This window comes from Micromonospora sp. LZ34, assembly GCF_052981855.1.
In genome coordinates this window covers 113,842-129,933 of sequence record NZ_JBRIQN010000013.1, presented here as the reverse complement: position 1 = coordinate 129,933, position 16,092 = coordinate 113,842, and the positions used below count along the sequence as shown (strand labels likewise).

Annotated in this window: 11 protein-coding genes; 5 read left to right on the top strand and 6 right to left on the bottom strand. The window is 72.4% G+C overall.

What is annotated here, in order from left to right:
• Positions 1–75: 75 nt before the first annotated feature.
• Positions 76–1,317, bottom strand: coding sequence for an ABC transporter substrate-binding protein (locus ACVCAH_RS16755; protein ID WP_447137058.1), 1,242 nt, complete (start codon positions 1,315–1,317; stop codon positions 76–78).
• Between the two features lie 150 nt (positions 1,318–1,467).
• On the opposite strand from ACVCAH_RS16755, the gene ACVCAH_RS16750 reads away from it, so the two are divergent.
• The gene (locus tag ACVCAH_RS16750; RefSeq protein WP_447137057.1) at positions 1,468–2,736 is read left to right on the top strand and encodes a Gfo/Idh/MocA family protein; all 1,269 of its coding nucleotides are present in this window, start codon (positions 1,468–1,470) and stop codon (positions 2,734–2,736) included.
• Positions 2,737–2,802: 66 nt separating this feature from the next.
• Here the strand turns inward: ACVCAH_RS16750 and ACVCAH_RS16745 are convergent, their stop codons facing one another.
• A complete protein-coding gene (locus ACVCAH_RS16745; protein WP_447137056.1) occupies positions 2,803–5,070 on the bottom strand; it encodes an outer membrane protein assembly factor BamB family protein in 2,268 nt (755 codons plus the stop codon).
• 178 nt (positions 5,071–5,248) lie between these two features.
• Here ACVCAH_RS16745 and ACVCAH_RS16740 point away from each other — a divergent pair, with 178 nt between their 5' ends.
• On the top strand, positions 5,249–7,171 hold the full coding sequence (locus ACVCAH_RS16740; protein WP_447137055.1) for a hypothetical protein: 1,923 nt from the start codon (positions 5,249–5,251) through the stop codon (positions 7,169–7,171).
• Between the two features lie 115 nt (positions 7,172–7,286).
• On the opposite strand, the gene ACVCAH_RS16735 is transcribed toward ACVCAH_RS16740, so the two are convergent.
• From ACVCAH_RS16735 to ACVCAH_RS16720, 4 genes are all read right to left on the bottom strand, one after another.
• Complete coding sequence (locus ACVCAH_RS16735) at positions 7,287–9,323, bottom strand: outer membrane protein assembly factor BamB family protein (protein WP_447137054.1); 2,037 nt, start codon at positions 9,321–9,323, stop codon at positions 7,287–7,289.
• 237 nt (positions 9,324–9,560) lie between these two features.
• A complete protein-coding gene (locus ACVCAH_RS16730) occupies positions 9,561–10,436 on the bottom strand; it encodes a nickel/cobalt transporter (RefSeq protein ID WP_447137053.1) in 876 nt (291 codons plus the stop codon).
• Positions 10,433–11,095 carry a hypothetical protein gene (locus ACVCAH_RS16725; protein ID WP_447137052.1) on the bottom strand — a complete coding sequence of 221 codons (663 nt, stop codon included), beginning with the start codon at positions 11,093–11,095 and terminating at the stop codon, positions 10,433–10,435. The genes ACVCAH_RS16730 and ACVCAH_RS16725 overlap by 4 nt, the downstream gene beginning before the upstream one ends.
• A gap of 73 nt (positions 11,096–11,168) precedes the next feature.
• Positions 11,169–12,827, bottom strand: coding sequence for a fibronectin type III domain-containing protein (locus ACVCAH_RS16720; protein WP_447137051.1), 1,659 nt, complete (start codon positions 12,825–12,827; stop codon positions 11,169–11,171).
• A gap of 248 nt (positions 12,828–13,075) precedes the next feature.
• Here ACVCAH_RS16720 and ACVCAH_RS16715 point away from each other — a divergent pair, with 248 nt between their 5' ends.
• The 3 genes from ACVCAH_RS16715 (at position 13,076) to ACVCAH_RS16705 (ending at position 15,983) form a co-directional block, all read left to right on the top strand.
• A complete protein-coding gene (locus tag ACVCAH_RS16715) occupies positions 13,076–13,558 on the top strand; it encodes a hypothetical protein (protein WP_447137050.1) in 483 nt (160 codons plus the stop codon).
• A gap of 122 nt (positions 13,559–13,680) precedes the next feature.
• Positions 13,681–15,543: a M64 family metallopeptidase gene (locus ACVCAH_RS16710; RefSeq protein WP_447137049.1), complete on the top strand. Its 1,863-nt coding sequence runs from the start codon at positions 13,681–13,683 to the stop codon at positions 15,541–15,543.
• Positions 15,531–15,983, top strand: coding sequence for a hypothetical protein (locus ACVCAH_RS16705; RefSeq protein ID WP_447137048.1), 453 nt, complete (start codon positions 15,531–15,533; stop codon positions 15,981–15,983). The genes ACVCAH_RS16710 and ACVCAH_RS16705 overlap by 13 nt, the downstream gene beginning before the upstream one ends.
• The last annotated feature ends 109 nt before the right edge of the window (positions 15,984–16,092 follow it).

Here is a 16,092-nt window from a genome sequence, read left to right as displayed (position 1 = left end):
ACCTTTCTCAGCGGCTCGCGGTCGCTGGGCGGCTCGCGGTGGGCAGGTTACGCCCACCGCGAGCCGCGCCAGGAATCAGCCGAGCAGCGGGGCGGCGGCCTTCGCCGCGTCGTCGAGCGCCTGCTCCACCGACTTCTTGCCGAGCAGGGCGGCCTGGATCTCCGGGGAGAGGACGCCCTGGACGTCGCGGGCCTTCTCGTGCAGCGGGCCGACGGTGCTGGTGCCCACGTGCTTCTCCTGCTCGCCGAAGACGGGGTCGCCGGCGTAGAGCGAGCCGGTGGACTTCCGCGCGGAGAACAGGCCGGCGCCGACGTCGTACTTCTTGCTGTTGTCAGCGTTGGTGGCGAAGGCGATCCACTTGCCGGTCGCCTCCTTGTTCTCGGCGTTCTTGAGCATGGACAGCGAGCCGACCGTGCCGTAACCAATCTGCTTGGTCTCGGTGAAGTGCGGGACGACCTGGATGTTCTCCTTGCCCCAGAACTTCTCGATCTCCGCCGCCGGCACGTGCCAGACGCAGCCGACCTTGTTCTGCGCGATCCGGGTCTGCTCGATCGGCGGGGCGGTGGTGAGCAGGGTCTTGTCGACGTAGCCGCCGTCGACGAGCTGCTTGGCGAAGTTCAGCGCCTTCTTCCCGGCGTCGCTGTTGAAGGTGACCGACTTGCCGTCCGGGCCGAACACGTCGCCGCCGGCCTGCCAGAGCAGCGGGTAGAAGGTCTGGTTCAAGGTCTGCTTGGCGTCGCCGGCGTACGCGGTGATGTCGTAGCCCTTGGCCTTGAACTTCGGGGCCAGGGTGAGCAGGTCGTTCCAGCTGGTCGGGTAGGTCGTCTCGCCGACGGCCTGGAAGACCTTCTTGTTGCAGATCGGGGTGGCCGCGCTGGTGAGGATCGGCGCGCCCATCATCTTGCCGTCGATGGTCACCGACTTCACCACGTTCTCGTGGTAGTCGCTCTTGGCCGCGTCGTCGAGGTACTTGTCGACCGGCTCGATGTTGCGGGCGTACTTGGGCAGTTGGTCGGGGATCAGGTAGACCACGTCCGGCCCCTTGTTGCCGGCGATCGCGGTGGCGAGTGCCTGGTCCCGGTTGGCCCAGGGGAAGATCTCGACCTTCACCTCGATGTCGGGATTGGCGGCCTTGAACGCCTTGATGGTCTCGTCCCAGTGCGCACGGTGCTTCGCCTCGTCAGCGATCACCGGATATGTCCACATAGTCACGGTCGCCTTGCCGGAGTCACCGGAGCCCGAACCGCCACAGCCGGTCGCCGCGAGCGCGGCGACGAGCGCCACCGCAACGGCCGACAGGCTCTTCCGAACACGCATCTCGCATCCTTCCGGGGGAGTCATGTTCGCAGTACATTAACTTACGGTCCTGTCCGATACTAGAGGCGGAAAGTACCGAGGTCGTGTCGTCACTGATCGTGCGCACGCGTGGACAGATCGATCCAGACCCGTAATGAGTGAAGGACTCCGATGACCGTCTCCTTGGCCATCGTCGGCGCGGGCAACCGCGGCAGCACCTACGCCGGCTACGCGTTGCGGTCCCCGGACCGGGCCCGGGTCGTCGCCGTCGCCGACCCCCGGGACGCGCACCGCACCGCGCTCGCCGACGCCCACCAGGTCCCGTCGCCCGCCCGGTTCGACTCGTGGCAGGACCTGGTGGCCCGGCCCCGGCTGGCCGACGCGGTGGTGCTCGCCACCCCCGACCGCGAGCACGCCGAGCCGGCCGCCCGGCTGGCCGACCTCGGCTACCACGTGCTGCTGGAGAAGCCGATCGCGCCGACCGAGGCGGAGTGCGCGGCGGTCACCGCGGCGGCGGAACGCTCCGGGGTGCTGCTCGCCGTCTGCCACGTGCTGCGCTACACCCGCTACACCGACGCGGTGAAGCGGTACGTCGAGACGGGGGCGCTGGGCCGGATCGTCGGGGTGGAACACCTGGAACCGGTCGGCTGGTGGCACTTCGCCCACTCCTACGTACGCGGCAACTGGCGCCGCGCCGACACCTCGTCGAGCAGCCTGCTCGCCAAGTGCTGCCACGACCTCGACTGGCTGCGCTACGTCGTGGACGACACTCCGGTGCGGGTCAGCAGCGTCGGCCGGCTGCACCACTTCCACCCCGGCAGCCGGCCCGCCGGCGCCGCCGAACGCTGCCTGGACTGCCCGGTGGAGTCACGCTGCCCGTACTCGGCCGTCCGCTTCTACCGCGACTGCCTCGCCGACCCGGATCGGCACGAGTGGCCGCTGTCGGTGGTGACCCGCGACCTGACCGACGCCGGCGTGACCGCGGCGCTGCGCGACGGCCCGTACGGGCGCTGCGTCTACGCCGGCGGCAACGACGTCGCCGACCACCAGAGCGTCACGGTCTCCTTCGCCGGTGGGGCGACCGCGACGCTGACCATGAGCGCCTTCACCCCCGGCGGCCACCGGCGCACCCGGATCATGGGCACGCACGGCTACCTGGAGGGCGACGGCGAGCAGGTCAGCGTCACCGACTTCGTCACCGGCGCCACCGTCACCACCGACACCCGGGGCGGCGGGGCGGACGCCGGCTCCGGCCACGGCGGTGGGGACATGCGGCTGATGGCGGCCTTCGTGGCGGCGGTGGCGACCGGTGACCGCTCCGCGGTGCGGTCGGGGCCACGGGAGTCGCTGGACAGTCACCGGATGGCGTTCGCGGCGGAACGCAGCCGGCTCGCCGGCGGTGCCCCGGTCGATCTCACCACGGTCGAACCGGTCGGCTGAGCCCGGACCGACCCGGCCCCGCTCTCCCCCCGTCGATGGAAGGGCGGGGCCGGGTCGGTGGCCCGGCTACCGGCCGACGCCGGAGCGTCCGGCCGCCGCCACGATCGCGTCCTGCTCGCCGCCGTTGAGCAGGCCGGCGTCGACCAGGCCGTCGGTGACCGCGGCGACGTGCGCGACGAACGCGCCGTGGCTGTCCCAGTGCGCCTCGTCCCGGATCAGGTCGTTCACCGTGCACCCGCGTTCGGCGTACCGGTTCGGCACGCCGGTCGTGCCGCCCGCGTACACCTGGGCCCGCAGGTCGGAGCGGGGGCAGTCGTCCGGCTCCGGCACGTACCGCAGCAGGTGCGCGCCGTACTGGACCGCCCCGTTGGCGGCCTTGACCCCGTTGCGGAACCAGAGGTTGCCCTGGCCGTCCTGGGTCAGCCGGTAGGTCTGCGCGTCCCGGATGACCCGGACCTTCTTCGACAGTGGATCGATCTTGTGCAGGTAGCCGTCGAGCGAGGCGTAGACGTGCTCGTCGGCGGCGCTGACCACGAGTTCGTCGGCCACCCCCGAGGAGCGGCCCGGCACGTCGAGGCGACGGGTCACCGCGCCGGTCGCCGGGTCGAGCACGAACACCTCACCGTCGGCGAGACCCCAGATCATCCCGTCCGGCCCGGCGACGAGCGAGGTGATGGCGTCGGCGCCGGGCACCGGCGTGTACTCGGCGGTCTTCTCCCCGGTCGCCAGGTCGGCGGTGAAGACCTTCGCCTCGGTGGCGCGCGGCACGGTGCCCCCGCCGCCGCCGATCGTGGTGCCCGCCCAGAGTCGGTCACCGACCACGGCCAGGCTGATCACGCCCTGGTCGGCGACGATGTTCCGCCGGGTGGTGCGGGCGCCGGTGGCGGTGTCGTAGACGGTCAGCGCGCCACCCCACAGCCCGTAGTCCGGGGTGCTGCCGACGTAGATCCGGCTGCCGGCCGAGGCGAAGGCGATCGGCCGGTTCTGGCCGTCGGGCTGCAACCGGAACAGCTCGCGCGGGTTGGTGCCGAGCCGGTACGGCTGGGCCGGGTCGTACACCAGCACCCCGCCGTACGGGTACACGCCCTGGTACATCAGGCCGCCGTGCCAGCCGAAGCCGTCGGCCTGGCCGAGTCGGCCCACGTTCGTCGCGGTGCCGGTGGCCGGATCGAGGACGGCCAGGTTGCCGTTGATGTAGAGGTTGGTCCAGATCCGGCCGTCCGGGCCGGCGGTGATGTTGTTGATGTCCAGCGCCTGCGGCGGGAACGGCAGCCGGTAGCGCTCGCTGGCGCCGGTGGCCGGGTCGTAGCGCAGCGCCTGCCCGCCGTAGTTGCCGATCACGGCGTACAGCTGGCCGTCCAGGAAGCCGAACCCGACGCCCGCTCCGTCGCTGCGCACCGGCGCGCCGGCGGCGTCGCGCACCGGCCCGACGGTGTCGGTCGGCAGGTCGTAGCGCCAGAGGTCGGTGCCGGAGGTGAAGTAGACCGACCGGCCGTCGGGGGCCAGCGGTGAGGTGCCGCGCGAGCCCATGGTGAAGCCGTCGGCCAGGACCGCGCCGGTGTCCGGGTCGAGCACCAGCCCCTGGAGCTTGTTGCGCTTGACGAAGAGCTTCCCGCCGACCAGGTTGATGTCGTAGGGGTAGTTCGCGTCGCCGCGCAGCGCCTCCGGCCAGATGTCGCGCTTCTCCCCGGTGCGCAGGTCGAGGCGGACCAGGTGGCCGGCGGTGCCGACCGCCGCCCAGAGCACGTCGCGCGACGGGTCCACCGCGACGTCGACGACGTACTGCTCGCCGGGGTACATCCGGCCGTGGTCGCGGAACCCCTCGCCCGGGGCGTAGGAGAAGACGTGCGCGCCCGGATAGGTCCCGCCGTAGACCCGGCCGTCCGCGCCGGGGCGCAGGCCGTAGAGCACGGTCTGGCCGGGCACCGGGGCGCCGAGGTCGACGGTGGTCCGGGTCTGCGGGTCGTACGAGTAGAGGTGGGCGTTGGGGTAGCTGCCGGCGTACACCGTGCCGTCGCCGGTCTGGGTGATCCCCCAGGCGCCGGAGGAGTCGGGCAGGTAGGCGGTGTCCAGCAGTTCCCGGGTCACCGGGTCGGTCACGCTGAGCACCCCGGGCGAGCCCATCTGGACCCCGTAGACCACCGGCCGGTCGCCGGCACCGGTGCCGTAGTGGGCCTCGAAGACGGTGAGGGCGGTCTGCTGGACACCGAAGTCGGTGACGGTGCCGGGCGTCGGGGCGGCCGGGGCGGCGGACGCGGTGGCGACGGCCGGCAGCAGGGCGGCGGCGAGCGCCAGGACGGCGGCGGGCACGAGGCTACGACGGAACGACGACACGGGCGACCTCCACGCTGGACATTGCCGGCACCCTATTACGGTTACGGCCGGAACTCCAGAGTCGCCGGTCGATACTCGCGATCGATGACGAACTTGCAGTCCGGGCTCGACACGACACGCTGGACGTGATGACCTGTACCGGTTACAGCCCTGACCGAAACCTTGGAAATTGGAGGTCGTGTTGCGACGTACCGCGCTGACCGCGGCCCTGGCGCTGGCCGCCGCCACGCTGGTGGTCCCGGCGGGGCCCGCCCACGCCGAGACACCCCCACCCGGCACCGTCACCGATCTCGGGCCCGCCTCCGAGGTCACCTCCGTCAACGGCTCCGAGCTGATCGACGGCACGATCTACACGGCCACCGGCGGGGTGTCGCCGATCGTGGTGGGCGGCTACGACCTGGCCGAACAGCGGGTGAACCAACGCTACGAACTACCCACCGGCGGTGGCGCCTGGGCCACCGCGGCGGTCGGCACCGACCTGTACGTCGGCACCTACGAGCCGGGTGACCTGTACCGGGTGGACACCACCGGCACGGAGGTCACCAAGGTCGCCGACGTCTCCCCCGACCGGTTCATCTGGGCCCTGGCCACCGCGCCGGACGGCGTCGTCTACGGCGGCACCTATCCCAACGGACGGGTCTTCTCCTACGACCCGGCCACCGGCGCCACCCGCGACTACGGCGTCGCCGTTCCCGGCGAGCAGTACGTGCGCAGCATCGCCGTGGACGCGACCACCATCTACGCCGGCGTCGGCGCGCACGCCCACCTGATCGCCATCGACCGGGCCACCGGCGCGAAGCGGGAGATCCTGCCGCCGGAATTCGCCGACCGTACCTTCGTCGGCACCCTCGCCCTGTCCGACGGTCTCCTCGCCGCCGCCCTCTCCCCCACCGGCACCATGCTGCTGATCGACACCGCGGACCCGTCGCGCTACGAGGTCGTGCAGACGCCGGACAGCTACATCACCGCGATCGCCATCGACCCCGGCCGCAACGACGTCTACGTCGGCACCCGGCCCTCGGGCACGCTTCGCCGGTACGACCGGGACACCGGGCAGCTCAGCACGCTGGCGGTGCCCTACGACGGCGCCTCCTTCGGCCGGATCTTCGTCACCGGCGACCAGTTGCACGGCGTGGTCACCAACACCGTGGTCACCTACGACCTGACCACCGGCGAGCTGACCGGCGTCGACCTCACCGAGGCCGGCATGCCACCGGCGCCGGAACTGGCCATGGCGATCGCCACCGACGGACCCCGGGTGTACGTCTCGGGCAAGGCCGGCGTGCAGGTGCACGACCTGGCCGCCGGCACCTCCACCCGCCGGTTCCTGCCCGGCGAGGCGAAGGCGATGACACCGGTCGCGGGTGAGCTCTGGATGTCGGTCTACACGCTGGCGTACCTGTTCCGGATGGCGCCCGACGGCGACCCGCGCCGGGTGACCACCATCGGCCACGAGCAGACCCGGCCGCTCGACGCGACCTGGTCCCCCGCCGACAGGCTGCTCGTCGTCGGCACTGAACCGGAGTACGGCCGCCACGGGGGCGCGGTCTCGTTCTACGACCCCCGGTCCGGGGCGCTGGACGTGCACCGCGACGTCATCCCGGACCAGTCGATCCGGTCGGTGGCGGTGAAGCACGGCACCGCATTCCTCGGCAGCAGCATCAACGGCGGACTCGGCACCACACCCCGGGCCACCGAGGCCCGGCTCGCCGGCTTCGACCTGGCCACCCGGACGAAGACCTGGGAGATCACCCCGGTCCCCGGCGCGAAGCAGATCGTCGACCTGGTCGCCACCGGCGAGAAGATCCTCGGCCTGACCGAGACCGGCGTGCTCTTCGCCGTCGACCAACGGACCCGTCAGGTGGTGGCCACCACCACGGTCGCGTCCGGCCAGAACACCCTGGTGCAGGTCGGCCCGACCATCTACGGCACCAACGGTCGGGACGTCTGGAAGCTGGACCCGGCGACGATGACGATCACCCCGTTCGTCACCGGCCTGAACGCCCAGTGGTACGGCGGCGGCGCGCTGCTCACCGCCGCGCCGGACGGCTCGGCACTGTACGCCCTGCGCGGCCGCAACCTGGTCCGCATCCAGCTGTAGACCCCGCGCCTCGGTGCGCATGACGGCGGGCCGGCGATCCCGAGGGGGGATCGCCGGCCCGTCTCCGTTCCGCCGCCGGCCCGCGTCTGTCGCGGCGGCGGTCAGCCGGTCACGGTCAGCCGGTCACGGTGAGCCGGTACAGGTGCTCGCCGGCGCCGAGGAAGAGCCGGCCGTCCGGATGCACGGCGAGGAACTCCGCCGGCTGGTCCAGCAGCTGCCGGGTGGCGCCCGTGGCCAGGTCCACCTGCACGACCTGCTGCCCGCGGACCAGCGCGTACAACAGGTGGCGCGGGGCGTCGTAGCCGAGCCTGCCCCGGCTGTCCGCGACGCCCGGGGCGAGGTGGAGGCGCTGGACGACCGACCGGGTGGCCAGGTCGACGGCGAAGAGCTGGCCGCCGGCCAGGCCCCAGAGCAGCCCGGTCCGGTCCACCGCCAGCGCCGGGATCGCCGTCGCGCCCGGCACCGGCACGAACTCGAACGCCTTGCTGTCCCCGGCGACGTCCCAGCCGAACAGCTTCGCCTCGGACTGGGTCGGTGGGGGCACGCTGTACCCGCCGGCGATCGAGGTGCCCCCGACGAGCAGGCCGTTGAGGTGGGTCAGGCTGACGATGGACTGGTCGGTGACCACCGGCCGGTGCACCCGCGACGCGCCGGTGGCCTTGTCCACGATGGCCAGCGCACCCCCCAGGGTGGTGTTCGGCATGGTGCCGTAGGCGACAACGTCCCCGGCGTCGGTCAGCGCCCGGGCCCGCACCTGGTCGGCGGCCTTCAGGTCGAGCAGCTTCGCCGGGTTGTCGGCGCTGCCGGGCAGGCCGGGCGAGTACTCGGGGCTGTGCCACGGCGCGGCCGGGTCGTACCGGTACAGCCGGGAGTCCGGGTACGCCCCGATCCAGACCTGGCCGCCGGTCTCGAGCACGCTCTCCACCTGGGCGAACCGCTGGAAAGTCGACACGCCCGTGTCCGCGTCCACCCGGGCCAGGCCGCCGTTGAGGTAGCCGCCGACCCAGACCGTGCCGGTGGGCCCGACGTGCAGCGCCGCGATCGGGATCGGCGCGCCGGGCACGTCGGTCTGCACCACGTCGGCCCGCCCGGTCACCGGGTTCCAGCGGAACATGTCGCCGCGCCAGAGCAGCCCGACCAGGGTGCGCCCCGGCCAGTCCCGGTCGGCGAGGCTCACCCAGCCGATGCCCCGATTGTTGACCACCCGGCCGGGGAAGGCCAGCGGGGTGTCGGTGAACGTGCGGGTGCCCGGGTGGTAGCCGGTGAGCCGGCCGGCGCGGGTGAGGTAGACCAGGCCACCCGGGCCGGGTGCGGAGACGTCCAGGCCGGCGACGTCGTCGATCAGGTCGGTCCACCGGCGCGCGGCGATGTCGTACACCCCGAGCCGGCCGTTGATGGCCGAGCCGAACCGCGCGTACACCCGGCCGTCGTGGGCGTTGAGGTCGTACACCGTCTGGCCGGTGCCGGCGCCCAGGCCGTCGGGCAACGGCAGTTCGCGGCGCTCACCGGTGACCTTGTCGATCTCGAACAGGTGGGCGTCGGGTTGGGTACCGGCGTAGATCTTGTCGGCGGTGACGGCCAGGCTGCGCACGTACTGGACGCCGGGCAGCACCTGGCCGTAGTCGCGGGTCGTCCCGGTGGCCGGGTCGTACGCGAAGACCCGCGCCCCGGGGAAGGTGCCACCGTGAACGACGCCCGCGTCGTCGACGGCGATCCGCCAGATGTACGTCTCCGACGGCAGCGGGCGGCCGAGGTTCTCCACCGGGCTGTCCGGCCCGGGCCGGCGGCGGTACAGGTCACCGGTGTTGTACGCGCCGACGTAGACGGTGCCGTCGGGCGCGGCGGCCACCGCGTACGAGCCGGGAGCGCCGGTGAGGTCCTGGGCGGAGACGGTCCGGCCGGTCGCCGGGTCGATGGCGGCCAGCCGGGCGGGCTCCCCGGAGACCGCGGACCAGAGCACGGGTTCGCCGGTCGGGCCGGGGGCGACGGTGCCACCGATGAGCAGTACGTCGCGCAGCGGGATGCCGAAGGGATCCACGGCCACCCCGGCGGCGGGGTCCGCCAGTGCGGCACTCGCGGTCCAGGCGACGGGCAGGGCCGGCGCCGCGGTGAGGGCGACGGCGGAGCGGAGCAACGTGCGGCGGTGTGTCATGGGCGCCTGCTTCTCTTCCAGCGACCACCGGGTAGCCGGCGGCCGAGCCGTAACGGTCAGAACCGGAATTTCGACGGAGCCCGGGATGGCTGGGTAGTCCCGGGATTTCGAGGAGCTGTTGCTGCCGTAGCCTTTCCTGAGGCATATCGGCTATGGCCGTAATGACCCTAGGGCGCAGCTTCACCGACGTCAACGCCCCGCGACGCGAGGTTGGTCGCGGCCACCTAAACGGTGGGGTCAGGCGGTGAGCACCGAGATCGCGGCGACCAGGTAGAGGCAGCCACCGATGCTCACCGCGACCCCGGCGACCGCCGGCAGCCAGGCGGTGGCCGTCGCCGGCCAGCGCCGTAGCCGCCCGGTCAGCAGGGCGAATCCGCGGATGGTCACCACCCCGACGCCGGTGAGGGTGGCGGCCATCCCGACGCCGAAGGCGACGACCAGAACCAGCGCGTCGACGGCGCGGCCGGTGAGCACGCCGCTGACCAGGACGAGGAACGCCGAGGGTGAGGGCAGCAGCCCGCCGGAGAGGGCCAGCGCGGTCAGCCCACGTCGGGACCACGGATCGGTCGGCACCGCGTGGTCGTGGTGGTGACCGGTGGCCCCGCCGGACGGGTGGCCGTGGTGGTGCCCGGCGGTGCCGCCATGCGGGTGGCCGGCCGTGTCGGGCTGCGCATGACCGGCGGTGCCGGCGTGCGCGGTCACCTTCCGGTGGTCGTGGCGGTGGTCGTGGTGGTGGTGCGCGTGGTCGTGGTGGTGGCCGCGGAGGTGCCGCCAGGTCAGATGGGCGCCGACGCCGATCACGAGCAGCCCGGCCGCGACCTGCATCCAGGCGGTCACGGTCCTGGTACCGAGGCTCGCCGCGCCGCTGAGGCCGACCCAGGCGAGCGCCAACACCAGCACGGACACGGTGTGCATCACCGCCACGATGACGCCGAGCCGGACGGCGTCGCGGTAGCGGCCCCGCGTGCCCAGCAGGTACGCGGCCGTGATGGTCTTGCCATGGCCCGGGGCGACCGCGTGCGCCGCCCCGACGCCGAGCGCCACGACCAACGCCAGCCAGAAGACGCCGCGACCGTCGAAGAGCGCGACCAGGCGCTCGTCGAGGCCGGTCACGACCGGCTCCGGGCACGCCGCCGCAGCCGTACGACGAGCAGCGCGGCCACCACGCCTACCAGGGCGACGCCGGCGCCGGCCAACGCCGCGGTCCGACCGAAAGCGCCGTCCCCGTCGGCGGTGAACCGCAGCCGGTGGGTCGGTTCGGTGGCGGTGAAGAGGGTACGACCCGGGGTCGCCGGGGTCTGGCTGGTGAGCATGGTCCGGTACGCCTCGTTCAGGTCGGTCAGTGGGGCGAGGGTGACCTCCAGGTCGACCACCCGGTCCAGGCAGTCGAAGCTGAGCCGGGCGCCCTGGTCGAGCAGTCGGTCGAGGGTGGCGAGGCGCCCCGGGCAGCGGGCGGCGCCCTGCCGTACGGCGATGTGGTCGAGCAGGTAGTCGCGCACCCGCTGGGAGCGTTGCAGCTTCTGCTCGCCGGTCAGGTTGGTCGCGACCGGCCCGAGGGTCGGGTCCTCGAAGGCGCCGAGCGACTGGCCCAGCGCCACCCAGTCGTCCTCCGCGGCGAGCCAGGTGATCGTGGCCCGGGAGCCGTCGACGCTGATCCGCGCCGTGGACGGCGGGCCGAAGGGATGGGCGGCGGCCGGGTTCGCCGGAACGACGAGGGCCGCCAGGGCGACGGCGCACACCGCCGCGAGCGGGTGCCGGATGCGGACAGTCACGGATGGTTCTCCTGGTCCGGGCGTACCGGGCGCGGCCCGGGGGTGGGAACCCGTGGCCGCGCCCGGTACGGGATCACTTGGTCACGGTGATGACCGGGCTGGTGATCTTCTGGCTCCTGCTCGCCAGGTAGACCACGTGGGTGCTGTTCTTCTTCGCCGACGGCGGCAGCGCGAAGCCGTACTCCAGTCGGCCCAGCTCGTCGGCCTTGGCGTAGCCGACGAACACCCCTTCGGAGCTGGCGCCGTCGGTGGTGTCGCGCAGGTAGACGGTCACCTTCTCGCCCGGGTCGTAGCCGTACGCCGAGACCTTGACCTCGCCCCTGGTCTCGACGACGGTCTTGTTGACCGTGGCCTGCTCGCCGGTGGTGTTCTCCGGGGTGCGGAACTCGTTGACGGTCCGCTCACCGGCCGCGTTCTTGCGGATGGTGACGCCGTCGTGGAGCTGGCCGTTGGCGTACCGGGCCTCGTAGCGGATGCTGTCGGCAGTGACGTCGATCAGCTGGTAGAGCTGCTTGTCCTGGGCCTTGCTCATGATGTCCGCGCCGTTGCCGGTCCAGACCGAGCCGTCGACCTCGTACATCTTGCCGCCGGAGACGGAGACCGCGTAGACGGTGCTGTCGTGCACGGTCAGCGACCGGCGGGACGTGCTGACGCTGCCCCGGCCGTAGGTGTGGTCGTGGCCCTGCAGGACCAGGTCCACGCCGTACTTCTCGAACAGCGGACCCCACTGCGCGCGCACCACCGGGTTGTTGCGTCCGGCGGCGGTCGAGTAGACCGGGTGGTGGAAGGTCACCACGGTCCACTTGTTCGGGTTGTTCCTGAGCAGCCCCTCCAGCCACGCGGTCTGCGCGGCCATCAGGGTCGCGTTGCCCTGCACGTTGGTGTCCAGGCCGATGAAGCGGACACCCTGGTAGTCGACCGAGTAGACGGTCTGCTTCAGCTCCGGGTTGCCCGGCCCGTTGTCCGGGTACGGGAACTGCGGCCGCCAGAAGGTGGAGAGGCCGCCGCTGTACTCGTGGTTACCCGGGACCGAGATGTTGTTGATCTGGCTGTCGATGAAGCCGCCGGCCTGGTACCACTGGCCCCATTGCTCCTCGCTGTTCGCCGAGTCAATGAGGTCACCGGCGTTGACGATCAGCTTGGCCGCGGGCCGGTCGGCGAACGCCTGCCGGAACACCCGGGGCACCGCGGAGTCGATATAGTTCTGGGCGTCGCCGTAGTAGATGAACGAGAACGGCTGGAAGTCGACGGCGGCGGTGGTGAAGTCGGTCCACGCGCTCCAGTTCGTGCCGTCCCCGACCCGGTAGGTGTAGCGGGTGTTCGGCTTCAGGCCGCTGAACTCCACCGTGTGGTAGGTGGAGGCGTACCCCAGCGAGGTGTTGACCGGGGTGGTGGAGAGCGCCTTGACCACTGTGACCGCCCCGGCGGCCGGCGCCACCTCGCCGAGCGCGGCGGGCGCCTCGAGGATCTCGGCCCGGGCCCACTCGGCGCCGGCCTCGGCCCGCCAGGTGACCCGCTGCGAGGTGGCCGGCGTGGTGGTGGGGGTGAGCATGATGCGGTCCGGAACCGGGGACGGACGGTGGATCTCCGCCGCCGGGTACTTGCCCGGGGCGGCGTCACCGAACGCCACCGGGGTGAAGGCGAAGCCGCCGACAAGCAGGGCCGCGGCACCGATCGCCGTCAGTCTCGCCCGCCGCGAACCCATGAGCCAGGGTCGCTTGATGTCGCCCAACGAGGATCACCTTTCCCTGAAGATGCACGTCGTCCTTGGCGTTGTGCCAATGGCCGACGGGAATTCAGTCAAAGATGATCAACGGACGGTCGACCGTGGCGCGGCCACCAGGTGAACTGCTGCCCCTCGCCGTCGCGCCGCCGCAGAGCTTCACCCGCCGGGCGACGGCCGGTCATCCGGACGCGGCCGGCCGTTCATCCCGGCCCACCTACGATCGCCGCCGTCGGAGATCGAGAGGTCGGAGCACGATGAACCTGCCGTCCCGCCGCTGGGCGGTGTCCGCGACCGTCGGCACCCTCGCCGCGCTCTTCGCGATCGAGCCGACGGGGTCGGCGCCGGTGATCAAGACCGACACCTTCGTCACGGCGGAGACCAGCGGGATGCTCACCATCGAGGGCGGCGAGTGTTTCACCGACCCGGCGTACTCGCGGCGGGCGGCCGAGGTGGTCGTCCGGTACGAGCCCTGCGAGCAGGGCGCCGACAACCAGTCGTACGGCTTCCTGCGCGCCGCCGACGGGCCGTGGGACCGCCCGAGCCTGGCCGCGTTCGCCTGGCAGGGCTGCGGTGAGTTCTTCGACCGGCGGTGGCCGGACGCGTCCCGGGTGGACCTGGCCTACTACCCCGTCCTGCCGACGGCGCAGACCTGGGCCGACGGCGACCGGACGGTGATGTGCGTGGTGTACCGCCCGGGCGGCCGGCTCAGAGACTCGGTGCTGCCGCTGCTGCGCTGACCGCCCCGGCCATCGGCGGGGCTCGAAGGGTTATGCCGCGCCGGGCTCCCCAGGTACGGTCCGGATGACCGCGATCACGGCAGCGGGGTCGCGTCGGCAGCCGGTCACGGAGGGGGCGCGTGGTGAAGATCAGAGCTGGGCTGTGTGTGGCGGCGATGGTCACGGCGGGGCTGGTGGCCGCTCCACCGGCGGCCGCCGCCGAGGTGGGCAGCGCCACCGTGGTGCCGATACAGGTCACCGGGGATCCGGCCAAGCGCTTCAACCTGGTGCTGCTCGGCGACGGCTACACCGAGGCGGACCTGCCGACGTTCCGTTCCCACGTGGACAAGCACCTCAACACGCTCTGGACGATCGAGCCGTTCAAGTCGTACCGCAGCTACGTCAACGTCTACGCCGTGGAGATCGTCTCCGCCGAGTCCGGGGTGGACTGCGATCCGGGGCTGTCCGACCCGCAGCGAAACACCGTGCTGGACATGGGCTTCTGGGGTGGCTGCAACCCCAACAGCGTGCAGCGCCTGCTCTCCGTCGACGGCGCGGCCGCCAACACGTACGCCAACCTGGCCACCGGCACCAACCCGGGCAACCGGCAGCTCATCGCCCTGGCCAACAGCGGCACCTACGGCGGTGCGGGCGGCGCCAACGCCACCGCGTCCGGCGGCAACGCGCTCTCCGCGCTGATCAGCCCGCACGAGCTGGGGCATTCGCTGGGCGGGTTGCAGGACGAGTACGACTACTACGCCCGCGGCGTACCCGGTGACACGTACACCGGGCCTGAGCCCTCCTCGGTGCACCACACCGTGCTCACCGAACAGCAGATGCGCGACACCCGGGCCAAGTGGTGGCGGTGGCTGGGCGAGCCCAGCGAGTCCGGCGGCACGATCGGCCGCTACGAGGGCGGCCTCTACTTGCAGCGGGGCGTGTGGCGACCCAGCCAGCACTCGATGATGAAGTCGCTGGGCTTCTACTTCGACCAGGTCGCCCGGGAGCGGATGACCCAGCGGATCGCCGGCCGGGTCAGCATCCTGCAGGACGGTACGCCGGCGGATCGGCCGATCGGCGCGGACCGGGTGGTCTGGGTGGAGACCCTGCACCCGGTCAGCCACGAGCTGAGCGTCACCTGGTCGGTCGACGGCAGCACCGTCCCCGGCACCGGCAACGCCCGCAGCCTGGACCTGAGGTCGCTGCGGCTCGCAACCGGGACGCACACCGTCACCGCCACGGTGACCGACCCGACCCCGTTCGTCCGCGACCCCGCGGTGCGGGAGTCGCCCGCGCTGACCCAGCGGCGGACCTGGACCGTGGACACCGGGCTGACCACGCCCGCGGCGGGCGGGCCGCTGGCGATCACCGCCTCGACCGCGACCGACCGGCCGGTCGGCGCGCGGGACGTGGTGTACGTGGAGAGCACCCACCCGACCGACCGGGCGCCGACGGTGAGCTGGACCCTCGACGGCCGGCCGGTGACCAACCCGGGGCACGACGGCGACCTGGAACTGGCTCCGCTGGACCTGGCCCGCGGCGCCCACCGGCTCACCGCGACGGTGAGCGACCCGGTGACGCGCGAGTCGGTGACCCGCACCTGGACCGTCGACGCGACCCGGCCGACGGTCAGCTACGAAGTCTCCGAACCGCTGCTCGCCACGAAGAAGCCCGGCCGGCCCACCGAGTACCTCTACAACGGCCCGTTCACCATGAGGCTGACCGGCACGGACGACGGCGCGGGTCAGACCACCTCGGAGTTCCGCCTGGACGGCGACGGCTGGCACAACTACTACGGCTGGCCCACCGACGCGGACGAGCCGTTCCGGTTCACGGCCACCGGCACCGACGTCGACGGCCTCGTCTACGGCAACCTCGGCTCGGGCGGCCTGTCGGTCTCGCCGTTCGCCCAGCGCTCCCCCGGCTACGGCCGGCACACCGTCGAGTACCGCGGCATCGAGCGGTCGGCAACATCGGCGCGCCCGGAGCGTTCGTGGCCACGCTGATCCCGTCGCCACCGGCGTGCACCAGCGTCGTCTCCGGACAGCACACCGGCGGGCTGGTCGTCGGCACCGGCGTCACCTGCCTGCGCGGAGCGACCGTGGCCGGTTCGGTCGTCGTGCGCCCCGGGGCCGCCCTGGTCGCCGAGCGGTCCACGGTCTCCGGCAGCCTGACGGCGACCGGCGCGACCGCCGTCGAGCTGCTGAACACCAGCGTGCGGGGTGCGGTCGCGCTGACCGGCACCACCGGCCACGTCACCGTGGTCGGGGCGCGGGTGGACGGTCCGCTGGTCCTGACCGGCAACGTCACCGGCGGCACCGCGGCGATCCTCGCCGGCAACGAGGTCGCCGCGCTGCACTGCGCCGGCAACAGCCCGGTCCCGGTCGACCTCGGTGCGCCGAACACCGTCCGGGGCACGGCGTCGGGGCAGTGCCGGGCACTGTAGGCGCGCGCACTGGCCCGGGGGTGCGTCCGCCGCGCGGGGCCGAGGACGGAACGACCGGGTGCCGGAGCGGCGTGCAGTGCCCGCTCCGGCACCCGTTCGCATCGCGCGG

Coding starts and splice junctions, on each gene's coding strand:
- ACVCAH_RS16750 (WP_447137057.1), top strand. CDS start 1,468: ATGACCGTCTCCTTGGCCATCGTCGGCGCGGGCAACCGCGGCAGCACC.
- ACVCAH_RS16755 (WP_447137058.1), bottom strand. CDS start 1,317: ATGCGTGTTCGGAAGAGCCTGTCGGCCGTTGCGGTGGCGCTCGTCGCC.
- ACVCAH_RS16715 (WP_447137050.1), top strand. CDS start 13,076: ATGAACCTGCCGTCCCGCCGCTGGGCGGTGTCCGCGACCGTCGGCACC.
- ACVCAH_RS16735 (WP_447137054.1), bottom strand. CDS start 9,323: ATGACACACCGCCGCACGTTGCTCCGCTCCGCCGTCGCCCTCACCGCG.